A 22,549-nucleotide genomic window follows, 5' to 3' on the forward strand; every position below is an offset into this window, starting at 1 on the left:
TCAGGTTCCTTGCTCGGTTGATGTGGTGGTGGAGGTGAAGACGCGGCGTCCGGCGATCCAGGTCCCGACGGTCCTGGTGTGCGCGATCTCGGTGGTGGGGCCGGCGAACGGGTCGCGATCGACGAGGACGAGGTCCGCGACGGCGCCGACCTCGATCACTCCGGTGTCGTCGCGGTGGTCGATCCGGTTGGACCCGTGCGTGTACGCGGCGATCGCCGCCCCGAGCGTCAGCGACTGTCCCGGGTTGAGCGGTTCGGGGTGGTGGTCGGGATCGTCGGCCGGGAGCGTCCGGTTGACCGCCACATGCAGGGCCTGCCACGGGTCGGGGGTCGTGACGGGCCAGTCCGATCCGGCGCAGAGCAGGGTGCCGAGTCGTGCCGCATCGCCGAACGGATACTGCCAGGAGGCGCGTTCCTCGCCGAGCAGGGGCAGGTTCAGCTCGACCATCTGGGGCTCCCACGTGGCCCAGAGCGCCTGCATGTTCATCGTGACGCCGAGTCGGGCGAACCGCGGCAGGTCGTCGGGGTGGACGATCTGCACGTGCGCGATGTGGTGCCGGTTGTCGCTCTCGCCGTTGCGCTCCCGCGCGGCCTCGAGGGCGTCGAGGCACTCGCGGACCGCCCGGTCGCCGATCGCGTGGAAGTGGACCTGGAATCCGGCGGCGTCGAGCCTCGTGACCGCCTCGACGAGGGTCGCGGGCTCCAGGAATGAGATGCCGCGCTCGGGCGCGGTGTCTCCGCAGTGGCAGGTGCGGAGGTAGGGGTCGATCATCGCGGCGGTCCGGTTCTCGGGGATGCCGTCCTGCATGATCTTGACGGTGCCCGCGGTGAAGCGCCCGGTCGTCGTCCCGAGGGCTGCGGCGCGGCGTGCGATCACGTCGCGGCGTGCGATGAGGTCGTCGATCTGCTCGAGTCCACGATCCCGGTCCCACCAGAGCGCGCCCACGACGTCGCTGGTGAGCGACCCGTCCGCCATCGCCTGCAGGTAGGCGTCGCTCGTGTCGGTGTGGCTGCCGTAGTCACCGACGATCGCGTCCTGCCAGCCGGTGACGCCGAAGCTGTGGAGGGTCTGCTGGGCTGCGATGAGGGCGGCCGCGACGTCCCCGCCGGTGTCGACGGGGACGAACCGGGACACGAGCGAACGGGCACCCTCGTGGAGCATGCCGTTCGGGGTGCCGTCCGCGTCCCGCTCGATCCGGCCGTCGGCGGGGTCCGGTGTGGTGTGGTCGATGCCGGCGAGGCGGAGTGCCGCGGTGTTCACCCAGGCGCCGTGGTGGTCGCGGTTCTGGAGGAAGACGGGGCGGTCCGGCACCACCCGGTCGAGGTCAGCGGCGAGCGGGGTGCCGCCGGGGAAGGCGGCCTGTTGCCAGCCGCCGCCGACGATCCACGGGCGCTCGGGGTGGGCCTCGGCGTAGGCCGCGATCGTGGCGAGGTACCCCTCGGGTGTGCGCTCGGCCGACAGGTCGCACGCGAGTTGTTCGAGTCCGGCCTCGACGGGGTGGACGTGCGCGTCGACGAAGCCGGGGAGCAGGAGACCGCCTCGGAGGTCCACGATCTCGGTGTCGGGACCGATCGCCGCGTGTGCGGCGGCGTCGAGGGCGACGATCCGGCCGTCGGAGACGGCGACGGCTCCGGTCTGCGGCGTGAGCAGGGCGTTCCGGAAGACGGTGCCTCCGGTGAAGACCGTGTCCGCGTTGCTCGTCATATCACCTGCTCGAAGCGTCGGTGGTGCCGTCTGGCCGGCGCGTCATCCTCGGCGCGCTAGCGGTATCGAGAGCATAACCCGGATCGAGGTGACGGATTCGTGCGTCCGATCGCGTTTCTGCAACGGAATCCTTCAGCCGAAGCGTCAGTGCACGCGAACGGGCCCGGAGCAAGCGCTCCGGGCCCGGCTGATTGCAGGAGGTGTCGACGTGGCTCAGGCGACGAGCGTGCGCAGTCCTTCGACCAGCGGCGTGGTCGGACGCCCGATCAGTCGACCGAGGTCGCCGCTCGCGTCGGCGAGGAGTCCGTCACGGGTGTTGCCGTCGAGGGCGACGACGAATCCCGCGGTGCCCTCGTCGAGACCGGCGGCCAGCAGCGCCTGCAGGTGGTCCTCGGGGGAGAGGTCCTGGTAGACGACCTCGCGGCCGACGACCTCGCCGATCGCCTGCGCCAGCTCGGGGTGCGACCACGCGACGTCGCCGGCGAGCTCGTAGGCCTTCCCTTCGTGGCCCTCGGTGGTGAGGACGACGGCGGCCGCCTCCGCGTAGTCGGTGCGCGACGCGCTCGACACGAGACCGTCGCCGACGCTCCCGACGAACGATCCGGTCGCCTTGGCCTGGTCGACGGACTGGCCGTAGTTCTCGGTGTACCAGCCGTTGCGGAGGATGGTGAAGGGGAGGCCGGACGCGTGGATGAGCTCCTCGGTCGCCTTGTGCTCGGGGGCGAGGATCAGCGGGGAGGTGTCGGCCCGGAGCGCGCTCGTGTAGACGAGGCGGGCGACGCCGGCGCGCTTGGCGGCGTCGATGACGGCGGCGTGCTGGGCGACGCGCTGGCCGACCTCGCTCCCGGAGACGAGCAGCAGGGTGTCGCCGGCCTCTAGGGCGGCGTCGAGGGTGGCCGGGTCGGTGAAGTCGACCTTCGCGGTGCGGACGCCCTGTGCGGCGAGATCGGCCAGTGCCTCGGTCCGGCGGCCGGTGGCGACGATGGTGGCGGGATCGGTGCCGCGGGCGAGCAGGTGCTCGACGACGAGGTGGCCGAGCTGGCCGGTGGCTCCGGTGACGACGAGAGACATGTGAGGGTCCTTTCGATGGGGTTCGCTGAGGAGGAACCCGCTTCCGATCACATTACTTCCCGATCTGCAGTACCCACTTTGAGGTAAGCTACTGTCCGATGAGTAAGGAATGAGTCATGACAAGCGTAGACACGCAGCTGGGAAGACGCCCCGGATTCACCGACGGCATCCTGCCCGCCGCCTGCCCCTCGCGCACGGTGCTCGACCACGTGACCAGCAAGTGGGGCGTCCTCGTCCTCCTGGCGCTGTCCGACGGCACCCATCGCTGGGGTGAGCTGCGACGGGTGGTCCAGGGCATCAGCGAGAAGATGCTGGCCCAGACACTCCGCACGCTCGAGGAGGACGGCCTCGTCGTCCGCGTCGCGCACCCCGAGATCCCGCCCCGTGTCGAGTACAGCCTGAGCGACCGCGGTCGCGACCTCAACGAGCACCTGATGCCCTTGATGGCGTGGATCGACCACAACGCGTCGGAGATCCTCGGACGCTAGACGCTCCGCCCGACCGCCTCAAGGACGTCCACGAGCGTCGACGGGTCACCGACGTTCCCCGGGACGACCACGTAGAGCTTCTCCTCGCCTTCGGGCGTCACCACGCTCCACACCGAGACCCCGGGCAGCACCTGCCCGAGGACGCGTGCGCGCCTGGCGCCGAGGCCGACCCGGGCGACCTCGGCGGAGGTGATGCCGCCCTTCGACACGACGACCTCCACCGATCCTCGGAGCGCAGCGGTCGCCGACGTCAGTGCGGTCATCACCCGCTCGCCGTGGTCGAGCGTATTGTGCGAGGCGTCCCGTTCCCGCTCGGACGAGATCGCGGCGAACCCCGTCGCGGCGAGTCTCGCTCGAGCGGCCTCCGCCACGGCCCGTCCGGTGGCGACGGCATCCTGGAGGGCGTCGCTCGTGGGGACGATCTCGGCGGGGCCGAACGCCGCCTCGACGGGCGCGAGCTGTCGAGTCGCACCGATGGTGTGGGAGCCGCAGACGAGGAGCGCGGCGACCGGCTTCGTGACGAGCGGCGAGGGGAGGAGGCCGTCGCTCTCGACGCCCGCGATGGCCGCAGCGAGGGGTGACGCTGACCGGACGACCACGTCGGCTCCGTCGGCCCAGGCCGCCGTGATGGCCTGCGCGATGATCCGGACGTCGTCTCCCGTCTCCGCGTCCGGAAGGAGCACCGTTCCGGGAACGGCTTCGCGGAGAGCTGCACGGAACTCGGCGGCGCCGTCGCGGAGGCCCGCCAGACCGAAGTGGGTGGCCTCCCGCCCGGACTGTTCGCGCACGTAGTCCGGCAGGTGTCCCGAGCGGAACGGGAACACGGGGTCCTGGGCGTACTCCGTCTCGTGGGCCGGCAGTGTCTCGTCACCGATCCGGACGTAGTGGGTGCCGTCGATCGTCGTGCGCCCGCCCTCCGGGAAGGCCGGGACGAACACGATGACGCTGCGGTCCCCGGTGAAGACGGCGGTCTCGGGGAACACGTGCCCGCGCAGGGTCGAGTCACCTCGGAGGACGATGTGGATGCGTTCTCCGAGACGACGGCCGGCCTCCGCCGCCTGCTCGCGGGTGCGTTCCAGGAGCGCGACGGCCTCGTCCTCCGGGACGGCGCGGGTGTTGGTGAGCAGGTAGACCGCGTCGGCTCCGCCGAGGGCCTGCTCGATGAGGTCGGCGTCCCACTCCAGCAGGACGTCGACGCCGGAGGCCGACTGCGTGCCCGTGGGGTCGTCGTCGAGGATGAGGGTCTTCATGCGTCGGCCTCCTGGGTGGTGGAACGTGCGGCTCCGAGGGGCTGGGGCGTCATGCGTGGGGCTCCTGGGCGGTGCGACGTGCCGTCGTCGAGGATCAGGGTCTTCATGCGTGCGTCTCCTGGCGGGGGTGGCCGGCATCCTGGTAGGTCTCGATCACTCGGGAGTCGTCGCGTGCGCCGAGGCCGGACGCCGCAGCGGCGAGGAAGCGTTCGCGCGCTGCGTCGAGGACGGGGGTCGCGGCTCCGGCGGCGCTCGCCGCATCGGCGACGAGGCCGGTGTCCTTGACGAAGATGTCGACGCGGCTCATCACCGGGGCATCGGTGTCCTGCAGCATGCGGGGTCCGCGGTCCGACAGCATCCAGGACGCGGCTGCACCGGACTCGACGAGGGGGAGGACGGCCGCCGGGTCGAGCCCGAGCGAGGACGCGAGGGCGAGGGCTTCGGCGGCCGCGGCGATGTGCACGGCGCAGAGGTGCTGGTTGACGACCTTGATCGCTTGGCCGTCGCCGATCGCTTCGCCGACGATCCTGGCGGTGCCGAGGGCGGCGAGCGGCTCCGCTGCGGCCGCGGTGGCGACGGGGGATCCGGAAACGAACATGGTGAGCTCGCCGGTGCTGGCGCGTGCCACGCCGCCGGTGACCGGGGCGTCGACGACCGCTGCGCCCGCGGCTTCGAGGCGAGCGGCCTGCTCGACGACGGAGGCGGGACCGACGGTGCTCATGATGATCCAGGTCTGGCCGGCGGGATCGGTGGCGGCGAGGGCGAGGGTGACGAGTTCGGCGAGCTGGTCGGGCGTCGCGACCATGACCACGACGGTGTCGGCCTGTGGCGCCTCGGTGATCGACTCGACCGCGCTGATGCCGGCGTCGGCCGCGCGTCCCCGTGCGGCGGGGAAGGGGTCGACGCCCGTTACCCGGTGGCCGGCCGCGGCGAGCTGGGTGGCCATCGGCAGGCCGATCGCGCCGACGCCGACGAAGGTGATGGTGCGTGCGGGCAGTGGCGTCGATGCCATGGCGTCCTCCGGTGGATTGGTTGGACCAATCGTAGCCGCCGGTGTCGACACGGGCAAGCGCCCGGTGGTGGGCGCCCGGCTGCCCGTCGACACGGGGTACGCGGCTCCTTCCGGCCATTGAGCTTGTCGAAATGCCCCCGAGGATCCTTCGACAGGCGCACTGCGGCGCAGCTCAGCGATCGAGGGTGATTCGGGGAACCCTAGCCCGATGGCCGAGGTGGCGCGGCTCGGCTGCCCTTCGACGGGCTCAGGGACCGGGCCATCCGGGTGAACCTCTCCCGCTCATCGAGGCGGCGCGACCCGAGTGCCCTTCGACAGGCTCAGGGACCGAAAGCGTGCGAGCACAGGCCAGCCCGGTCACTGAGCCTGTCGAAGTGCCCACGAGGAACCCTTCGACGGGCTCAGGGACCGGCGGGGGTCAGAACGGTGCGGGGTCCGGTTCCGTTCGATGGTGTTTCCCGTCGGGTGTCGTCCACTCGAGCACACCGCCGGGCCCGTGGTCAAGGTTCCATCCGGGCAGGTGCTTCATCCGGTGATGATGTCTGCAGAGACAAGCGAGATTGCCGACATCTGTCATCCCGCCGTCGTCCCATGCCACGGAATGGTCGAGGTCGCAGGCTCTGGCTCGTCTCCCACATCCTGGCGCCCGACAGGTGCCGTCTCGGAGGCGCACCGCGCGCTGGAGGTCAGCGGGAACGCGGTACTGGTTGCGTCCGACGGAGAGCATCGCACCCGTCTCTGGCTGGACGAGGATCCGGGTGAAGCTTGGGGCGTTCACCGCGATGCGTGCTGCGGTCTCCGGATCGATCGGACCGTAGCCGTCGAGCGTCGCCGGGGCATCGCTGACGCCGGCCATGCTCAAGGCCGGGACCGTGATCTGCACGGTGGGCTTGATGTGCTCCTGGACCTCGATCGGGTGCGGAAGCACCGGGCTCGACATCACGTCTTCTGGGGTTACTCCGGTGAGCGCGAGCGCCGCGAGGGCATCTGCCTGCAGCTGAGCGCAGGTGCGAGTGTCGCCCGCCTTGCGTGACTCCGCGGCGGCTGCTTCGACGCGCTCGATGATGCCCTGCGCGATGGGCGCCGTGGTGAACAAGTGCACCCACGCCATGCCGTCGGCTGCGGGTTCGAACTCGACCCGGCGGTCGGCCTCTGAGCGGACCGCTCGGGCGGTGATGGACTCGGGGTGGAGGCGTTCGCGCAGGACGCGGGCTCGCCTGCGGAGGTTCGCGTTGGTGGACTCCTCCGCAACCGGCAGGACCTCAGCGAGGAATGCCGCCCGCCCCGCGGTCGGCACGTCATTGAGTTGGTCGATGATCGTCTGCGCGTGCCGTGCCGAGATGCGCCCGGCCTCGAGGGACTCGAGCACTGCTGGGGCTTCGTTCACGAGGCGTTCGGCGTCGTTCGTCGCCCGCTGCACGGTCCGCTCGGGCGTGCGGGTCGCCATCGCGAGGGCTGCGCAGGTCGACCGGCGGGAGAGCGCCTGCCGTTCCGCCGGCGGGAAGATCGCCGGGACCGTGACGTCTGCGAAGGCGTCCGCGTATGCGGCGGAGCGGGCCAGGAGCCGGGCCTCTCGTGCATCGAGCGCTGCTCGCAGCCGTTGGATCTCCGCGTATTCGTCCGAGAACTCCACCAGCCGCGCGGCGTACTCGTCGCTCGCGCGGATCGCGGCGGAGGTGGTCTCGGTCATGGAACAAGTCCACCACGGACCACTGACATTCCAGATGCTGAGTCGAAGCGGTTGTGGAAGTTGATCGTGGGCCCTTCGACAGGCTCAGGGACCGGAGGGGGCATACCGGATTCGCGGGGTTCATCCGTGTGCCCTTCGACAGGCTCAGGGAGCGGAGGAGGCATGTCGGGTTCGCGGTGTTCACCCGTGGGCCCTTCGACAGGCTCAGGGAGCGGAGGAGGCGTACCGGATTCGCAAGGTTCTCCGCGTGCCCTTCGACAAGCTCAGGGGCCGGAGGGGGCATACCGGATTCGCGGGGTTCATCCGTGTGCCCTTCGACAGGCTCAGGGACCGGAGGGGGTTGCTCAGGGACCGGAGGAGGTTGCTCAGGGACCGGCGAGGGTGGCTCACGGACCGGAAGGTTTTCGCGCGCACCTCTTCCGGTCACTGAGCTTGTCGAAGTGCTGACGTGGGCACTTCCACAGACTCGGAGGCCGGAGGGGTGCGGCCGGACTCGTGGGGTTCCATCGTTGGCCCTTCGACAAGCTCAGGGAGCGGGGAAGGGTTGCTCGTCGACGGGGTTGGTGAGTGGGAGGGTGCGCCGGTTTGGATGTGTTCCGCGGGCCCTTCGACAGGCTCAGGGATCGGCTGAGGTTGCCGAACGGCGTCGGGGTCGCGACGCGTCAGCTCGCGCCGTCGTCCGTTTCGAGCCGCAACCAGTCCTCGAAGTGCTGGCGCATCGCGCGTCGGGCGGCCTCGGCGTCTCGAGCGGCCAGGGCGTCGACGACGGCGTAGTGCACGCTGTCGGTCCGCCGGACGCCGCGCTCGTCCGGCTGCTCTACCTCGATCGCGCGGAGTCGACGCTGCCGGATCGTCTCGCGGAGCACGTGACTGAAGCCCTCGTGCATGAGTCGGAAGATCGGGTCGTCGACGATGGCGTTCAGTCGGCTGTGGAAGTCGACGTCGGCCTCGAGCGCCGCATCGTGATCCCCGGCGAGCGTCGCGGCGATCATGCGGTCGACGTCGTCGCGCAGCACCGCGACCGCCTCGTCGGTGACGAGCCCGGCGGCCGCCTCGGCGACGGTCTCCTCCAGCATCATGCGCGAGCGGGCGAACTGATCGTCGGACAGGTAGCCCAGCTGACGGGAGATGGTGAACCAACTGCGGACGAAGTCGTCGCCCGGAGCGTCGATGGAGGTGCCCCGACCCTGGGTGCGGTGGAGGAAGCCGAGCCGTTCGAGGACCGCGAGCTGTTCGCGAAGGGCGCCGCGGCTCATCTGCAGTGCCTCGCCGAGCTCGCGTTCCGGAGGCAGGCGCCGCGCGGTGGTGCCGGGCTCCGGCGTGGCCAGTTCGACGAGCCTCGCCACGAGCGCTTCGAGCGGCTCCGCCATGCTGCCCCCTCGATTGGTCCGACCAGTGTCGATGGTAGCCGGTGGTGCGGGCCGCCCTTCGACAAGCTCAGGGACCGGGGCAGCGCTCAGGGACCTGGGCGGCACTGCGGGATCCCTCCACCGACGCAACACGCCCGCCCCGACGGATCGGGACGGGCGTGAAGACGACGGGTGTTTGCTAGACCGCCTGGAGGGCCTGCACAGCGCTCGTGAAGAAGGCGAGACCGTCGACACCGGAGCGCATGGCGAGCGGGGTGTCGGGACCGAAGCCCGGCTCGATCGCGTGCTCGGGGTGCGGCATGAGCCCGACGACGTTGCCGGCCGGGTTCGTGAGGCCGGCGATGTCGTCGAGCGAACCGTTCGGGTTCACGCCCGCGTAGCGGAAGGCGACCAGGCCCTCGCCCTCGACGCGCGCCAGGGTCTCGGCGTCGGCGATGTAGCCGCCGTCGGCGTTCTTGAGCGGGATGGTGATCTCCTGCCCCTTCGAGAACTGGTGGGTCCAGGCGGTGTCGGCGTTCTCGACCGTGAGCAGCTGGTCGCGACGGATGAACTGCTGGTGGGCGTTCCGGATGAGGCCACCGGGCAGCAGGTGTGCCTCGACGAGCATCTGGAAGCCGTTGCAGATCCCGAGGATCGGCATGCCCTTGCCGGCGGCGTCCTTCAGCTCGGTCATGATCGGCGAGACTGCGGCGATCGCGCCGGCACGGAGGTAGTCGCCGTAGCTGAAGCCACCCGGCAGGATGACGGCGTCGACACCCTGGAGGTCGTGGTCGCCGTGCCAGAGCGCGACGGGCTCGGCACCCGCCATGCGGACCGCGCGCTGAGCGTCGCGGTCGTCGAGCGAACCGGGGAAGGTGATGACACCGATACGGGTCGTCATGCCTCGGAGCCCTCGGGGTAGTGGATGGCCACGACGTCCTCGATCACGGCGTTCGAGAGGATGTCGTCGGCGATCTGCTGCACCGTGGCGCGCGTGGCGTCGGTGATGGGGCCGTCGACCGTGAGCTCGAAGCGCTTGCCGATGCGGACATCGGTGAACTCGCTCTTGCCGAGACGCGCGAGGGCGCCGGCGACGGCCTTGCCCTGGGGGTCCAGCAGTTCGGCTTTCGGCATGACTTCTACGACGATGGTCGGCACGGAGGTCTCTTTCGTTGCGACGCGGCGGGGATGCGAACAGTCTAGCGCCGAGCGCACGACGCGACGCCGACGAGGTGCGTCGGACGGGCGTCGTGGTCAGCGGGTCATTCCGGGAGGGCGGCGTCCGCTTCGTTCGCGTCGCCGGCGATGCCGCGGGCGAGCGTCTTGTTGCGGAAGAAGTCCGGTCGGAGCTTCGCCTGGATGAGCATGATGACGATGCCCGCCACGATGATGATCATGCCGAGGATGAACACGAGCCCGACACCGCCGATGTTCGACCCGCTGCCGTAGTCGGGGTCGGCGCTCTCGATGATCGTGGTGAAGAAGAGCACGCCCAGGATGAGACCGCCGACGAGCGGGGAGAAGAACTGGAAGAAGAAGTTCCGTGCGCTCGAGAACCACTGCTTCCGGAAGTACCAGACGCACGCGAACGCCGTCAGGCCGTAGTAGAAGCAGATCATCATGCCGAGGGTCGTGATCGTGTCCCAGAGCACGTCCTCGGAGATGAAGCGCATCACCGCGTAGAACACCGACGCGACGACACTGGAGACGATCGTCGCGTAGCCGGGCGTGAAGAACTTCGGGTGCACCTTCGAGAACTTCGGCGACAGCGCGCCGTAGTGCCCCATCGCGAGCAGGGTCCGCGCGGGGGAGACGAACGTCGACTGCAGCGAGGCGGCCGAGGAGGACAGCACCGCGATCGACACGAGGATCGCGAGCGGACCGAGGATGGGCCCCGCGAGCGAGAAGAACACGTTGCCCTGGATGTCCTCGTTGCCGAGCCCGAACTCGCCGTCGCCGACGCCCGCGTAGTTGATGAGCGCGACCGACAGGAACAGGTAGAGGACGACGATGATGACGACCGTGGCCGTGGCGGCCTTGCCTGGCGTCGAGCTCGACCCCTTCGTCTCCTCGCTCATCGTCAGCGTGACGTCCCAACCCCAGAAGATGAAGATGGAGAGCGAGAGGCCGGCGGCGAAGGCGCTGAACGACCCAACGGCGAACGGGTTGAACCAGTCGAGCGAGATCGGGAGGGCGTCGAACGCGTCCCCGCCCGCGACGTGCGCGAAGGCGACGATGCCGAACAGCACCATCACGAGCAACTGGAAGCCCACGAGCACGTACTGCAGCTTCTGCGTCGTCTGCATGTCGCGGTAGGAGATGAGCGTCGCCCCGAGCATGAACGCCAGACAGGTGATGACGTTGATGAACGGGTTCGACGTGAGGCCGGCGATGTCGGGGTTCTGGAAGATCTGCGACAGCATCAGGTAGAAGAAGTCGACCGCGATGCCCGCGAGGTTCGAGAGCACGACGATGGTCGCGGCGATGAGGCCCCAACCGGCCATCCAACCGACCCACGGGCCGAACGCGCGCGTCGCCCAGGTGAACGACGTGCCGGAGTCCGGCATGCGGCTGTTGAGCTCCCGGTAGCCGAAGGCGACGAGCAGCATCGGGATGAAGCCGACGAGGAAGATGGCCGGCACGTGGGTGCCGACCTCCGCGACGGTCGGACCGAGGGCACCGGTCAGCGTGTACGCCGGGGCGATGCACGAGATGCCGATGACGATCGCGCCGAGGAGGCCGACGGTGCCGGCGCCGAGGCCCTTCTTGGAGAGGGCGCCCGTCGCGGTGGTCTCGGGGTGGGCGACGTCGCGCGGGGGAGTGGTTTCGGGAGGAGTCATGTCGGGTCTCCGAGGGTCAGCACGGAGTCGCGGGGCACGACCACCATGGGTACGGGGAGCTCCCGCAGCATCTTCGCCGCCGTGGAGCCGAGGAAGAGGTGCTTCGGGGTGGCGAGTCGGCTGGAACCGACGAGCACGATCTCCGCGGGCTTCCACTCGAGGTGCGAGACGGCGTCCTCGATGCGGGTGCCCGAGGCGATCTCGGTGGTCACGTCGATGTCCTTCGGCAGGTGCTCGGTCGCGTAGGCGAGGACCTCCGCCGCGTGCGACTCGGCCCGGGCGGTCGCCTCGGCGTGCTCGGCGCCCTCGGGCTGGTCGAGCGCGACGAGCGAGACCAGACGGAGCGGGATGACCGCGTTCTTGGCGACGACGATCGCCGCGTCGAGCAGCTGGTGCGCGCCGGCACGGGTGCCGATCGCGCAGGTGATCCGGCTGACCGTGCCGCCGGTGGGCTGCGCGTCGAGGAGGTCGCGGCTGCCGACCGGAGCGAGGGCGACCGGGACGACCGCCGAGTGCAGGAGCGTGTTCGCGACGCTGCCGAGCGTGAACCGGCCGAGGAGTCCGCCGCGCGCCGCACCGATGATGATGAGCCCGCCCTCGAGGATGCGGGAGGCCTCCAAGAGGCCCTCCGCGAACGACTCGTCGTACACGAGGTGCGTCTTGGCCGTGATGTCGGCGGGGACCGCGTCGAGCGCCTCGGCGAGCCAGCGGTCGGCCGTCTCGCGGAGGAACCGTTCGTAGCCGGGATCGGCCGGGGTGATCGTCGGGCGTTCCTCGTTCGCGAGCACGAGGACGATGTCGAGCCGGGCGCCGGTGGTCCGAGCGATCCGGATGCCGAGCGCGAGCGCGTCGCGTCCCGCCGGCGTATCGGTGTAGCCAACGATGTATCTCATCTGGTGTTCGCTTTCGATCGGGTGCGAGCGTGTGATGGCGGTTCCTGCCCTTCGACAAGCTCAGGAACCGCCGGTTAAGGAACCGGGACCAGGATGCACGGCGGTGTGCGGGTGTTTCGTTGGTGCAGGGTATCGACGGGGGTGGCCCTTCGACAAGCTCAGGGACCGGAAGTGGTGGGCGGGGAGCGGAGCGCCCTTCGACACGCGGTTCCTGAGCTTGTCGAAGGGCAGGGACCGAGGCCCTTCGACAGGCTCAGGAACCGGGAGACGCTTACGCCTGGTGGCGGGTGATGATCGCCTCCGCGGTGTCGGCGCCCTTGCGGATCGCGCCGTCGACGTGCTGGTAGCCCTCGGCGGCGAGGTCGCTCGTCGACCAGTAGATCGGGCCCACCGGCGTCGACTGCATGGCGCCGTAGCGCGACAGCCCGCCGAGGTCGAAGCTCGCCGCGTACGCGCCGCGCGTCCACTCTTCGCTGCCCCAGTCGCTCTCGTAGTAGACGACCGGCGAGAGGGCCTGCTCGCCGTAGTAGTGGGACAGCGAGGTGAGGATCCGCTCGCGGCGCTCCTCGGCGCTCAGCTTGAAGACCTCGTCGGCGCGCTCGTCCGAGACGAACCCGACGAGCGTGCCGCGCGGGTCCTCGTGGTTCGTGTTGTCGTAGGCCTCGTGGACGAGCTCGTACGGGCTGAACGCGGTCGCCGACAGGCCGTCCTCACGCCAGAACGGCGTCTCGTACACGGCGTGGACCTTGATGACGAGCCCGAGCGACATGTGCTGGTGCATCTGGTGGCTGAGGCGCGGCAGCGGCGGCTGGAAGTCGATGCGGGAGTAGAGGTTCGGCGGGACGGCGACGATCGCGTACCGCGCGTTGACCGTCACGCTGTCCGCCTCGGCCGAGACGCCGGCGTCGGACCACTCGAGGCGACGCACGGGCGAGGACAGGTGGACGTCGTCGCCGAGGGCCTCGGCGAGCTTGATCGGAACCTGCTGCAGGCCGCCGACGACGCGCTTGTCGAGGATGAAGTCGGCCTCGACGAGGTGGGTGAAGCTGCCGGCGGACGCCGCCATGAGCAGCGCCTGCAGGAGCGAGAAGGAGTGGGAGGGCTTCGTGAGCATCGCGGCGGCGATGAAGAGGGCGATGTTGTCGCGTGCCTCGACGTCGTTCGTCTGCTCGGCGAGCCAGGCGCTCCATGAGATGCGGTCGTACTCCTTCGCCCGGGCGTGCGCCCACGGCTCGGTGACACCGACCTCCTCCACGAGCTCGTCGAGCAGGGTGATGAGTCGCTCCATCTCGGCCGCGGTCGACTCGGCGACGGGGAAGATGTCGCCCGTGAAGCGGGTGCGCACGCCCTCGGCATTGACGTAGACGCTGTCGCCCTCGCGGTAGCGGGAGTAGGTGTCGAGTCCGAGCTCCTCGAGCGTGGCGAGCAGCGCGGTCTGGTCGGGGGAGACCCACTGGCCGCCCAGCTCGAGCATGGCTCCGTCGATGTGGTTCGTCCAGAGGCGACCACCGACGCGGTCGCGCGCCTCGAGGACGGCGACGGACAGGCCCGCCGCGCGGAGCTTGGTGGCGGCCGTGAGCCCGGAGGCCCCGGCGCCGATGATGACGACGTCGCGTTCGATAGCGCTCATGAGGTGTCTTCCTGTTCGTGGCCCTTCGACAAGCTCAGGGACCGGGTGGTGCTCGGGTGACCGGGGTGGTGCTCGGGGCCGGAGTGGTGCTCGGGTGACCGGGTGGTGCTCGGGGCCGGGTGGTGCGGGTGTCGGCTGGTGCTCGGGACCGGCGCCGATAGTCGAGTATGGCGGATCCGGCGGTCGGATGGAACCGGGGATGGCGAGGTCGCCGGTCGGATCGACGATCGGCGACGGTTTCCGTTGTGCCGACCAAGGCGGTCAGCCGATGGGCGTCATGGTGTACTTCGTGTACAGGTACTCGTGGATGCCCTCGAGCCCGCCTTCGCGACCGATACCCGACTGCTTGATGCCACCGAACGGTGCAGCGGCGTTCGAGATGACGCCGACGTTGAGGCCCATCATGCCGGTCTGCAGGCGGCCGATCATGCGCTGTCCGCGGGCGAGGTCGGTGGTGAACACGTAGGAGACGAGCCCGTACTCGGTGTCGTTCGCGAGCCGCACGGCCTCGTCCTCGTCGTCGAACGGCACGATCGCGAGGACCGGGCCGAAGATCTCCTCGCGGAGGATGTCGGACCCCGGCACGACCCCGGTGACGACCGTCGGCTGGAAGAAGGTGCCGGGGCCGTCGACGGCCTCGCCGCCGGTGAGGACCTCGGCACCGCGCTCGACGGCGTCGCCCACGAGGGTCTTCGCCTTCGTGACCGCGCGGTCGTCGATGAGCGGGCCGATCGTCACGCCGTCCTCGGTGCCACGACCGATGCGGAACGCGTTGACCTTCTCGGTGACGCGCTGCGCGAACTCGTCCGCGACGTCGCGGTGGACGATGAAGCGGTTCGCTGCGGTGCACGCCTGTCCGATGTTGCGGAACTTGGCGGCCATCGCACCCTCCACGGCCTTGTCGAGGTCGGCGTCCTCGAACACCACGAACGGGGCGTTGCCGCCGAGCTCCATCGAGGTGCGGAGGACGTTCTTCGCGGACTGCTCGATGAGCTTCTGGCCGACGGCCGTCGAGCCCGTGAAGCTCAGCTTGCGGAGCCGCGGGTCGGCGATGATCGGGCCGGACACTGCGGAGGAGCTGGAGGTGGTGATGACGTTCACGACGCCGGCGGGGAGCCCGGCGTCCTCGAGCAGCTTCACGAAGTACAGGGTCGTGAGCGGCGTGAGCTCGGCGGGCTTGACGACGACCGTGCAGCCGGCGGCGAGCGCCGGGGCGATCTTGCGGGTCGCCATCGCGAGTGGGAAGTTCCACGGCGTGATGAGGAAGCACGGACCGACGGGGTGCTGCGAGACGGTCATCATGCCGGTGCCCTCGGGGTTCGACCCGTAGCGTCCGGAGATGCGGACGGCCTCCTCGGAGAACCAGCGGAGGAACTCACCACCGTAGGTGACCTCGCCGTTCGCCTCGGCGAGGGGCTTGCCCATCTCGAGCGTCATGAGGAGGGCGAACTCCTCGCGGCGCTCCTGGAGGAGGTCGAAGGCCTTCCGGAGGATGTTCGAGCGGGTGCGGGGAGCGGTCGCCGCCCACTCGTCCTGGGCGGCGACGGCTGCGTCGAGGGCCGCGGTGCCGTCGGCGACCGAGGCGTCCGCGATCGTCTTGATGACGTCGCCGGTGGACGGGTCGCTCACGTCGAGCGTCGCGCCCTCCGTCGCGTCGCGCCAGACGCCTCCGATGAACAGGCCGTTCGGGACCTTGGCGAGCAGATCGGTTTCACGTGCGTCGGTCATGGGTGGAGCTCCTTGGTGGTGTCGGTGCCGTCGGTCACAGTGTTTCAGCGTGCATGCCCCTCGACAAGCTCGGGGACGACCACATCGGTCCCTGAGCTTGTCGAAGGGCGGGGCCGCCTCGGTCCCTGAGCCTGTCGAAGGGCGGCCCTTCGACAGGCTCAGGGACCGGCGGGCGCGCCGTCAGTTCGCGGCGAGCGCCTCGAGGACGACGTCGAGTCCTTCGTCGAGCAGCTCGAGGGGGATGGTCAGCGGCGGGAGGAAGCGGACCACGTTGCCGTAGGTGCCGCAGGTGAGGACGATGACCCCGGCCTGGTGGGCGGCCTTCGCGACGCGTGCTGTGAGGGCGGCGTCGGGCTCGCCGGTGGCTGGGTCGACGAACTCGACCGCCATCATGGCGCCGCGCCCGCGGATGTCGCCGATGCGGGGGTCGGAGGCCTGTGCCGCGGTGAAGCGGTCGACGATACGGGTTTCGATCGCCCGGGCCGAGGCTGCGAGGTCCTCCTCCTCGTACGCTTCGATCGCCGCAAGGGCAGCGACACAGGCGAGTGGGTTGCCGCCGTAGGTGCCGCCGAGGCCGCCGGCGTGCGGGGCGTCCATGATCTCCGCTCGTCCGGTGACGGCGGAGAGTGGCAGGCCGCCCGCGATGCCCTTGGCAGTGATGATGAGGTCGGGCACGATGTCGAAGTGCTCGGACGCGAACATCGCACCTGTGCGGGCGAAGCCGGTCTGCACCTCGTCGGCGATGAAGACGACGTCGTTCGCGCGGGCCCAGTCGAGCAGGGCCGGCAGGAAGCCGTCCGCCGGGACGATGAAGCCGCCCTCGCCCTGGATGGGTTCGATGATGATCGCCGCGAGGTTGTCGGCGCCGATCTGCTTCTCGATCTGGGTGATCGCGCGCTGCGCCGCTTCGGGGCCGGTCAGTCCGCCGTCGCGGAAGGGGTAGGACAGCGGTGCACGGTACACCTCGGAGGCGAAGGGGCCGAAGCCGCTCTTGTATGGCATGGACTTCGCGGTGAGGGCCATCGTCAGGTTCGTGCGGCCGTGGTACGCGTGGTCGAAGGCGACGACCGCCTGCTTCTTCGTGTGGCTGCGGGCGATCTTCACCGCGTTCTCGACCGCTTCGGCGCCCGAGTTGAACAGTGCCGTCCGCTTGGCGTGGTCGCCGGGGGTGAGGCGGTTGAGCGCCTCGGCGACCTCGACGTAGGAGTCGTAGGGGGTGATGGTGAAGCAGGTGTGGGTGAACTCCTGCAGCTGTCGGGTGACGGCCTCGACGACGCGCGGGTTGCTGTTGCCCACACCGGTCACGGCGATGCCGGACCCGAGGTCGATCAGGGAGTTGCCGTCGACGTCGACGAGGACGCCACCGCCCGCGCCGGCCGCGAACACCGGCATCGTGGTGCCGACGCCGGACGCGACCGCGGCGTGCTTCCGGGCCATGAGTTCCTCGGAGATCGGTCCGGGGATGGCGGTGACGAGGCGACGTTCCTGGGGGAGCGAGGGTCCGCCGAGGATGGAGGGCGCGGGGGCTGCGGTGCTGCTCGTCATCGGTACTCCTTCGGCTGCCGCGTCCGGCGGGGGCGCCGAGGTCGTCCGCGAGCAGTGCACCCAGGCTAGGCAGCGGTCCGCCTCGGGGCAGTCGACAGTCTGTCCATGCCAGCGGCATCGGTTGGACGATTCGGCATCCATGCGTAGACTCACGCCATGGCGCCGACGCTGCAGGACCTCCTCGACCACCGCGCGCTCGGCCTCAAGCTCGTGGTGGCCGGGACCGAGGGTGCGCTCGACCGGCAGATCGCCTGGGTCTCCGGATCCGACCTCCCGGACCCCACGCCGTTCCTCCTCGCCGACCAGGTGCTGCTCACGACGGGGACGCAGTTCGGGACCGCGGTGTCGACGACGCAGGTTGAGGCGTACGTCGCCCGTCTCGGCGACGCCGGTGTCGCCGGACTGGGGTTCGGTACTGAGGTGATCACGGCCGGGACGCCGCCGGAACTCGCCGAGGCCTGCGCGGCGCACGGGATGCCGCTCATCGAGGTTCCGTACCGCACGCCGTTCATCGCCGTCATCCGGTACGCGTCCGACCTCCTCACTGAGGCGGCGCGGGCGAGGGACGCCTGGGCCCTGGGAGCCCAGCGCGCCATCGCGTTCGCCGCGCTCCGCCCCGACGCGACGGCCGCCGTCGTCACCGAACTCGCGCGGTCGCTCGGTGCCTGGGTCGTGCTCTTCGACGCGCATGCGACCCCGGTGGCGATCGCGGGCGACGGGCCCACCGCCGGTCCCGAGACCGAGCGCCTCCTGGAGCGGGTGGCCGGCGAGGCCACCATGCTCCTCAGCCGCGGGCAGCGGTCGGGTGCGACGCTCGCGAGCCGCACCCGCACGGTCTCGCTCCAGACCCTCGGTCGGCGTGGGGACCTCCGGGGTGTCCTCGCCATCGCCGGGACCGACGGCCCCCTGGACGCCGCAGCCCAGAGCGTCGTCACCTCCGTCGTCGCCATCGCCGGGCTCACCCTCGAGCAGGGCGGCGCGCTCGGACGGGCTGGGCGCTCGCTGCGCACCGGCGTCTGGCAGCTGCTCCGCGCCGGACAGACCACCGCGGCGCGTGAGGTCGCCGAACAGCTCGGTACGCCGTTGCCGACCGGAGCGGTTCGCGTCGGCGTCTGCTCCGGGCCGACCGCAGCACGCGAGGCACTCCTCACCGAGCTGGAACGGGCCGAGACGCTCAGTCCAGGTTCGCTCTTCGTCGCCGAGCAGGACGGACGGCCCGTCCTCCTCCTCGCAGCGGCCGAGGTGGACACCGAGACGGACGTCGATCGGGCGGTCGAGGCGGTGATCGCGGCGGCCCCCGCTCGGCGGCTCGGCCTCTCCCGAGCCGTCGCGCTCGCTGAACTGACGACGGGGATCGAGCAGGCGGTCTCCGCACACGAGCACGCCGTCTCCGCCGGCGAGGCCGTCGTACGGTTCGGGGCGCTCGCCGCAGCGGGGATGGCAGGGTTGCTCGACCCCGTCCGCGCCGCCGCCGTGGCCGAGGAACTGCTCGAGCCCGTGCTCCGCGTCGACCGCGATGAGGGCTCCGACCTCGTGCCGAGCCTCCGCGGCTGGCTCGAGGCGAACGGGCAGTGGGAGCCCGCCGCGCGGCGACTCGGGATCCATCGACACACGCTCCGCAACCGCATCACCCGGGTCGAACAGGTGCTCGGGCGACCCCTCGACACCTTCGCCGCTCGGGCCGAACTCTGGCTCGCGCTGGTCAGCCTGGGAGCCTCCGGTTCGGTCATTTCACGCTGACGTCACAGCGTGCCCCGATCCTCGTTCGCCCGCCGTGGCCGAGCGTGGCCTGCGAGCAGGCTCCGGATGGTGGGTGGGGATCCCGGTCAACCGCTCGCCGTGAGCAACATATATATTAGGCTCGGTGTGACCGGAGCTGGTCGTATGCACCGCAACGCTTCTACGCCGTGGATCACTGGAACGGGCGGAGCGGTCGCTCCTGGCTGCTCCGCCCGTTCCCGTCATGGAGAGGGACCTTCGCGTGCGTATGAGTGCGTACTTCGGCGTGAGTGCCGGCTTCACCATCGGTCGTGTGCTTCCGCAGGCGGTGCTGACGCCGATCTTGTTGGAGAAAGGCCTCCAGTTCGACACGATCATCTGGACGCAGCTGATCTACATGGTCGTTCTCACGGTGACCCAGTTCCCGGCTGGACTGCTCGCTGACAGGTACTCGCGCAAGCGCCTGTATGTGCTGTCGATCCTCGTCGTGGGCGTGGCATACAGCATCGTCTGGTGCGGCGACGGGCTCGCAGCCATGTGCAGCGCCTGGGCGATCTACGCCGTGGGCATGGCACTCAACGGCTCGACGATGGACATCCATTTCGCAACCTTGCTCCGCGAGGATGACCAAGCGTTCCGCAGGTTCTTCGTCGTCGATCGGAATGTGGTGCTCTGCGCCACGATCGCTAGCGCCAGTGCGACGACAGTGCTGTATCCGCTTGTCGCGTCCGACGTGTACGTCCTGTCGGTCGCGTTGTTCGTCGGTTCGGCAGTCTGGGGTGCATTCTGCCTGCCGGAAACAGCAGTGGTTCGCCGATCCAGAATGGAGCCGCCGCCACGACTTCTCGCATCGCTACGAGAGGATCGTTACATCGTGTCAGCGGTCCTCCTCGTCGCCCTGACGCAGTTGGCATTCACGCCGTTCTTTCAGATGTGGCAGATGGTCTTTCTCGATTCAGGCCTGACCGCTGCATGGTTCGGACTGATCTTCGTGCTCTTCCAGTGCGTCAACATCGCCGCGAACGCCGCGTGGAGACGCCTGTCTCACCGGACCTGGATGAGTCCTGCGCTGCTGTGCCTGATCGCCCTCATCGGTTGTGGAATCGTCGCATTCGACAGCCTGATTCGCGTCCTCCTCGTCGTCATCCTGCCCTTCCCGCTGTTCCTGTACTCGAATTCGCTGGTGTTCTCGCTGCAAACGCGCGCGCCTGCAGCGTTGCTGTCCTCCATGAACGCCCTCATGGGCACGGGCAACACCATCGGTGCGTTCCTGATGCTCGGTCTAAGCCTGCTCGGACTGCAGGTGTTCACCCCGGGAATGCTCCTCGGCATCAGCCTGATCGTCTGTGCGGTCGCGTCAGTCGCATTGCTGACCGGGTCGATGGTCGCCCGGAATCTGCGGCGCCGTGCACTCCGCTCGACGGAGCCGGACCACACTCGGTGACATCTGCTCTGGCTCGGGCTGGTCAGCCTGCCGGACGGCGATGCGTTGCGGTCCCGCGCGGCCGTTCTGTAGCCTCGACCGCACGGCGCGCGTGTGCTCCGTGGAACCACGAAGGGGGCAGCGCGCATGAGGATACGAACGGTGGTCGGCCGGGTGCCGGTCACGATCGCCCTGGTGCTGGTCGTCCTCGTCGTCGGGGTCGTCGGGCGTGGCCTCTGGGAGTCGACGACGGCGCAACCGTGGTGGGACGCGGTCGCCTACGGCTTGCCCGCCTTCGAGGCCGGGCGCTGGTGGACCGCCGTCACCGGGACGTTCCTCGTCGTGGAGCCCTGGGCCTACGTGTTCGCGGTGATCGGATTCGCCTGGGTCGGACTGCTGGAGTGGTGGCGGGGATCGAAGGTGGCGCTCATCACCTTCGCCGCCGGTCAGCTCGTCGCCGTCCTCGCCACCGCCGGGTTCCTCTGGGCCGCGAGTCAGCTGCCCTGGCCGTGGGCGACGAGCCTCGCCGGGATGCTCGACGTCGGTCCGTCCGGCGGGACGATGGCCTGTTTCGCCGCCTGTGTGTCGCTCTTCGCCTCGCCCTGGCGGCAGCGGGGCTGGATCATCGTCGCGTCCTACGCCGCGATCGGGGTCCTCTTCATCGGCTCGCTCGCGGACCTCGAGCACGCCTTCGCGGTGCTCTTCGTCCTCGCGGTGAACCGCTCCTTCCGCATCCAGCGGGCCAGCGTCCGCGAGCGCCGACTGCTCGCGTTCACGACGAGCGTGGCCCTCGGCGTCGTCCAGATCGTCGCCCTGCTCGTGCCGACCAACGGCCCGTTCGGTCCGACCGCTCCGGCGGAGGGCCCGTGGCTCGACGTCGCGATCGACACGGTCGTGATCATCCTGGTCGCCAACGGCCTGCGGCTCGGTCGCCGTTGGGCGTGGGTGCTGAGTGTCGTCTGGGCGATCCTCAACGTCCTGGTCGCGGTCCTGTACCTGGCGCTGTCTCCGTTGGACCCCGCCGAGCTCCCGATCGACTGGGGCGACACCGACGTGTTCCTGGCGACGTCCGTGCTCTGGCTCGCCTTCCTCGTCTACCTCCTTGCGACCCGCAGCGCGTTCTCGTCCCACCGACGCCGGCAGCTCGGCGTCGGGCGGAAGCAGCAGCAGGACCTGCCGTCGGCGGACGACGCCCGCGCGCTCATCCGGACCGACGGCGGCGGCTCGCTCTCCTGGATGGCCACGTGGGACGGCATGGAGTACTTCCGCACCTCGGTGGGCCTCGTGCCCTACCAGAAGCACGCCGGTGTCGCGATCGTGCTGGCCGACCCGCTCGGCCCGCCGGAGCACCTCCGAGCGAGCGTCGAGGAGTTCGTCCAGGCGGCCGAGCGCGACTCCCTCATCCCGTGCTTCTTCAGTTCCAGCCAGGCGACGAAGGACGCGATGCCCGAGGGATGGCGCGACCTCATCATCGCCGACGACACGATCGTCGACCTCCCCGGTCTCGCGTTCACCGGCAAGGCCTGGTCGAACATCCGCACGGCGCTCAACAAGGCGGAGCGCGAGGGCATGGTCTTCCGCATGAGTACCTACGCCGCCGAGACGTGGGGCGTCCGGCAGCAGATCCGCGCCATCTCCGAGGGCTGGGTCGGCGACAAGGGTCTGCCGGAGATGCGGTTCACCCTCGGGACCCTGCAGGAGGCCGACGACCCCGAGGTCCGTCTGGCACTCGCGATCTCACCGGACGGCGACGTCGACGGCTTCCTCAGCTGGCTTCCGGTCTTCGGCCCCGACGGCGAGCACCGCGGGTGGACGCTCGACCTCATGCGGCGACGCGAAGAGGGCTTCGGTTCGGTCATGGAGTTCCTCATCGCCTCCTCGGCCAAGGTCTTCGCCGAAGAGGGCGCGCAGATCCTCTCGCTCTCGGGCGCGCCGCTCGCGCACCGGGTGGAGGACGACGAGGGGCGCATCGCGCACCTGCTGGGTCAGCTCAGCGGCATCCTGGAGCCGGTGTACGGCTTCTCGTCCCTCCACCGGTTCAAGCAGAAGTTCAACCCCCGATCGGAGCCGATCTACCTCCTGTACCGCGACGAGGGCGACCTCACGCGGATCGCCGCGGCGCTCACCCGCGCGTTCCTGCCGGACGCGACGCTCCGCCAGTTCGCCGGCGCCGGGATCGACATGCTCAAGCGCGACTGAGCGGAGGC

At 69.9% G+C, this 22,549-nt stretch carries 17 protein-coding genes; 4 read left to right on the plus strand and 13 right to left on the minus strand.

All coding sequences use genetic code 11. The features are described from left to right. Both GV015_RS07355 and GV015_RS07360 read right to left on the minus strand, forming a co-directional pair. A complete protein-coding gene (locus GV015_RS07355; protein ID WP_159877658.1) occupies nt 1-1,704 on the minus strand; it encodes an amidohydrolase in 1,704 nt (567 codons plus the stop codon). 213 nt (nt 1,705-1,917) lie between these two features. Beyond that, nucleotides 1,918-2,775, minus strand: a complete 858-nt coding sequence (locus GV015_RS07360) for an SDR family oxidoreductase (protein WP_159877660.1) — start codon at nt 2,773-2,775, stop codon at nt 1,918-1,920. 116 nt (nt 2,776-2,891) lie between these two features. Between GV015_RS07360 and GV015_RS07365 the strand changes: the two genes are divergently transcribed. Continuing rightward, the gene (locus GV015_RS07365) at nt 2,892-3,263 is read left to right on the plus strand and encodes a helix-turn-helix domain-containing protein (protein ID WP_064294176.1); all 372 of its coding nucleotides are present in this window, start codon (nt 2,892-2,894) and stop codon (nt 3,261-3,263) included. Here GV015_RS07365 and GV015_RS07370 read toward each other — a convergent pair. From GV015_RS07370 to gabT, 11 genes are all read right to left on the minus strand, one after another. Beyond that, the gene (locus tag GV015_RS07370) at nt 3,260-4,513 is read right to left on the minus strand and encodes a four-carbon acid sugar kinase family protein (RefSeq protein ID WP_159877662.1); all 1,254 of its coding nucleotides are present in this window, start codon (nt 4,511-4,513) and stop codon (nt 3,260-3,262) included. The genes GV015_RS07365 and GV015_RS07370 overlap by 4 nt on opposite strands. A gap of 103 nt (nt 4,514-4,616) precedes the next feature. Then, nucleotides 4,617-5,525: an NAD(P)-dependent oxidoreductase gene (locus tag GV015_RS07375; RefSeq protein WP_159877664.1), complete on the minus strand. Its 909-nt coding sequence runs from the start codon at nt 5,523-5,525 to the stop codon at nt 4,617-4,619. A gap of 418 nt (nt 5,526-5,943) precedes the next feature. Next, nucleotides 5,944-7,215 (minus strand): HNH endonuclease signature motif containing protein, encoded by a 1,272-nt coding sequence (locus GV015_RS07380; RefSeq protein ID WP_159877666.1) that lies wholly within the window; start codon nt 7,213-7,215, stop codon nt 5,944-5,946. Between the two features lie 662 nt (nt 7,216-7,877). Continuing rightward, a complete protein-coding gene (locus GV015_RS07385; protein ID WP_159877668.1) occupies nt 7,878-8,585 on the minus strand; it encodes a FadR/GntR family transcriptional regulator in 708 nt (235 codons plus the stop codon). Between the two features lie 178 nt (nt 8,586-8,763). Next, on the minus strand, nt 8,764-9,465 hold the full coding sequence (gene purQ, locus GV015_RS07390) for a phosphoribosylformylglycinamidine synthase subunit PurQ (RefSeq protein WP_064294181.1): 702 nt from the start codon (nt 9,463-9,465) through the stop codon (nt 8,764-8,766). Next, nucleotides 9,462-9,722 carry a phosphoribosylformylglycinamidine synthase subunit PurS gene (purS, locus tag GV015_RS07395; protein WP_064294182.1) on the minus strand — a complete coding sequence of 87 codons (261 nt, stop codon included), beginning with the start codon at nt 9,720-9,722 and terminating at the stop codon, nt 9,462-9,464. Before purS ends, purQ begins: the two co-directional genes overlap by 4 nt. Before the next feature lie 104 nt (nt 9,723-9,826). After that, complete coding sequence (locus GV015_RS07400) at nt 9,827-11,404, minus strand: APC family permease (RefSeq protein ID WP_159877670.1); 1,578 nt, start codon at nt 11,402-11,404, stop codon at nt 9,827-9,829. Continuing rightward, nucleotides 11,401-12,297: a universal stress protein gene (locus GV015_RS07405; protein WP_159877672.1), complete on the minus strand. Its 897-nt coding sequence runs from the start codon at nt 12,295-12,297 to the stop codon at nt 11,401-11,403. The genes GV015_RS07400 and GV015_RS07405 overlap by 4 nt, the downstream gene beginning before the upstream one ends. A 271-nt stretch (nt 12,298-12,568) precedes the next feature. Further along, entirely contained in the window at nt 12,569-13,927 is a 1,359-nt protein-coding gene (locus tag GV015_RS07410) for an NAD(P)/FAD-dependent oxidoreductase (RefSeq protein WP_159877674.1), read from the minus strand. Nucleotides 13,928-14,188: 261 nt separating this feature from the next. Further along, entirely contained in the window at nt 14,189-15,655 is a 1,467-nt protein-coding gene (locus GV015_RS07415; RefSeq protein WP_159877676.1) for an NAD-dependent succinate-semialdehyde dehydrogenase, read from the minus strand. Between the two features lie 180 nt (nt 15,656-15,835). Continuing rightward, nucleotides 15,836-17,200: a 4-aminobutyrate--2-oxoglutarate transaminase gene (gene gabT / locus GV015_RS07420; RefSeq protein ID WP_159877678.1), complete on the minus strand. Its 1,365-nt coding sequence runs from the start codon at nt 17,198-17,200 to the stop codon at nt 15,836-15,838. A gap of 156 nt (nt 17,201-17,356) precedes the next feature. Here gabT and GV015_RS07425 point away from each other — a divergent pair, with 156 nt between their 5' ends. The 3 genes from GV015_RS07425 to GV015_RS07435 all read left to right on the plus strand — a co-directional run bounded on the left by GV015_RS07425 (nt 17,357) and on the right by GV015_RS07435 (nt 22,541). Continuing rightward, nucleotides 17,357-18,940 (plus strand): PucR family transcriptional regulator, encoded by a 1,584-nt coding sequence (locus GV015_RS07425; RefSeq protein WP_159877680.1) that lies wholly within the window; start codon nt 17,357-17,359, stop codon nt 18,938-18,940. Between the two features lie 247 nt (nt 18,941-19,187). Next, nucleotides 19,188-20,363, plus strand: coding sequence for an MFS transporter (locus tag GV015_RS07430; RefSeq protein WP_159877682.1), 1,176 nt, complete (start codon nt 19,188-19,190; stop codon nt 20,361-20,363). Between the two features lie 126 nt (nt 20,364-20,489). Further along, complete coding sequence (locus tag GV015_RS07435) at nt 20,490-22,541, plus strand: bifunctional lysylphosphatidylglycerol flippase/synthetase MprF (RefSeq protein ID WP_159877684.1); 2,052 nt, start codon at nt 20,490-20,492, stop codon at nt 22,539-22,541. The last annotated feature ends 8 nt before the right edge of the window (nt 22,542-22,549 follow it).

Source organism: Plantibacter sp. T3 (assembly GCF_902506515.1).
Classification (GTDB): Bacteria; Actinomycetota; Actinomycetes; order Actinomycetales; family Microbacteriaceae; genus Plantibacter; species Plantibacter auratus.

What these genes read in the sequence shown, in the direction of transcription:
- GV015_RS07405 (WP_159877672.1), bottom strand. Translation starts at nt 12,297, where the DNA reads ATGAGATACATCGTTGGCTACACCGATACGCCGGCGGGACGCGACGCG.
- GV015_RS07365 (WP_064294176.1), top strand. Translation starts at nt 2,892, where the DNA reads ATGACAAGCGTAGACACGCAGCTGGGAAGACGCCCCGGATTCACCGAC.
- GV015_RS07430 (WP_159877682.1), top strand. Translation starts at nt 19,188, where the DNA reads ATGAGTGCGTACTTCGGCGTGAGTGCCGGCTTCACCATCGGTCGTGTG.
- GV015_RS07435 (WP_159877684.1), top strand. Translation starts at nt 20,490, where the DNA reads ATGAGGATACGAACGGTGGTCGGCCGGGTGCCGGTCACGATCGCCCTG.
- GV015_RS07375 (WP_159877664.1), bottom strand. Translation starts at nt 5,525, where the DNA reads ATGGCATCGACGCCACTGCCCGCACGCACCATCACCTTCGTCGGCGTC.
- GV015_RS07425 (WP_159877680.1), top strand. Translation starts at nt 17,357, where the DNA reads ATGGCGCCGACGCTGCAGGACCTCCTCGACCACCGCGCGCTCGGCCTC.
- GV015_RS07385 (WP_159877668.1), bottom strand. Translation starts at nt 8,585, where the DNA reads ATGGCGGAGCCGCTCGAAGCGCTCGTGGCGAGGCTCGTCGAACTGGCC.
- GV015_RS07355 (WP_159877658.1), bottom strand. Translation starts at nt 1,704, where the DNA reads ATGACGAGCAACGCGGACACGGTCTTCACCGGAGGCACCGTCTTCCGG.
- GV015_RS07380 (WP_159877666.1), bottom strand. Translation starts at nt 7,215, where the DNA reads ATGACCGAGACCACCTCCGCCGCGATCCGCGCGAGCGACGAGTACGCC.
- GV015_RS07370 (WP_159877662.1), bottom strand. Translation starts at nt 4,513, where the DNA reads ATGAAGACCCTCATCCTCGACGACGACCCCACGGGCACGCAGTCGGCC.
- purQ (WP_064294181.1), bottom strand. Translation starts at nt 9,465, where the DNA reads ATGACGACCCGTATCGGTGTCATCACCTTCCCCGGTTCGCTCGACGAC.
- GV015_RS07400 (WP_159877670.1), bottom strand. Translation starts at nt 11,404, where the DNA reads ATGACTCCTCCCGAAACCACTCCCCCGCGCGACGTCGCCCACCCCGAG.
- GV015_RS07415 (WP_159877676.1), bottom strand. Translation starts at nt 15,655, where the DNA reads ATGACCGACGCACGTGAAACCGATCTGCTCGCCAAGGTCCCGAACGGC.
- GV015_RS07410 (WP_159877674.1), bottom strand. Translation starts at nt 13,927, where the DNA reads ATGAGCGCTATCGAACGCGACGTCGTCATCATCGGCGCCGGGGCCTCC.
- GV015_RS07360 (WP_159877660.1), bottom strand. Translation starts at nt 2,775, where the DNA reads ATGTCTCTCGTCGTCACCGGAGCCACCGGCCAGCTCGGCCACCTCGTC.
- gabT (WP_159877678.1), bottom strand. Translation starts at nt 17,200, where the DNA reads ATGACGAGCAGCACCGCAGCCCCCGCGCCCTCCATCCTCGGCGGACCC.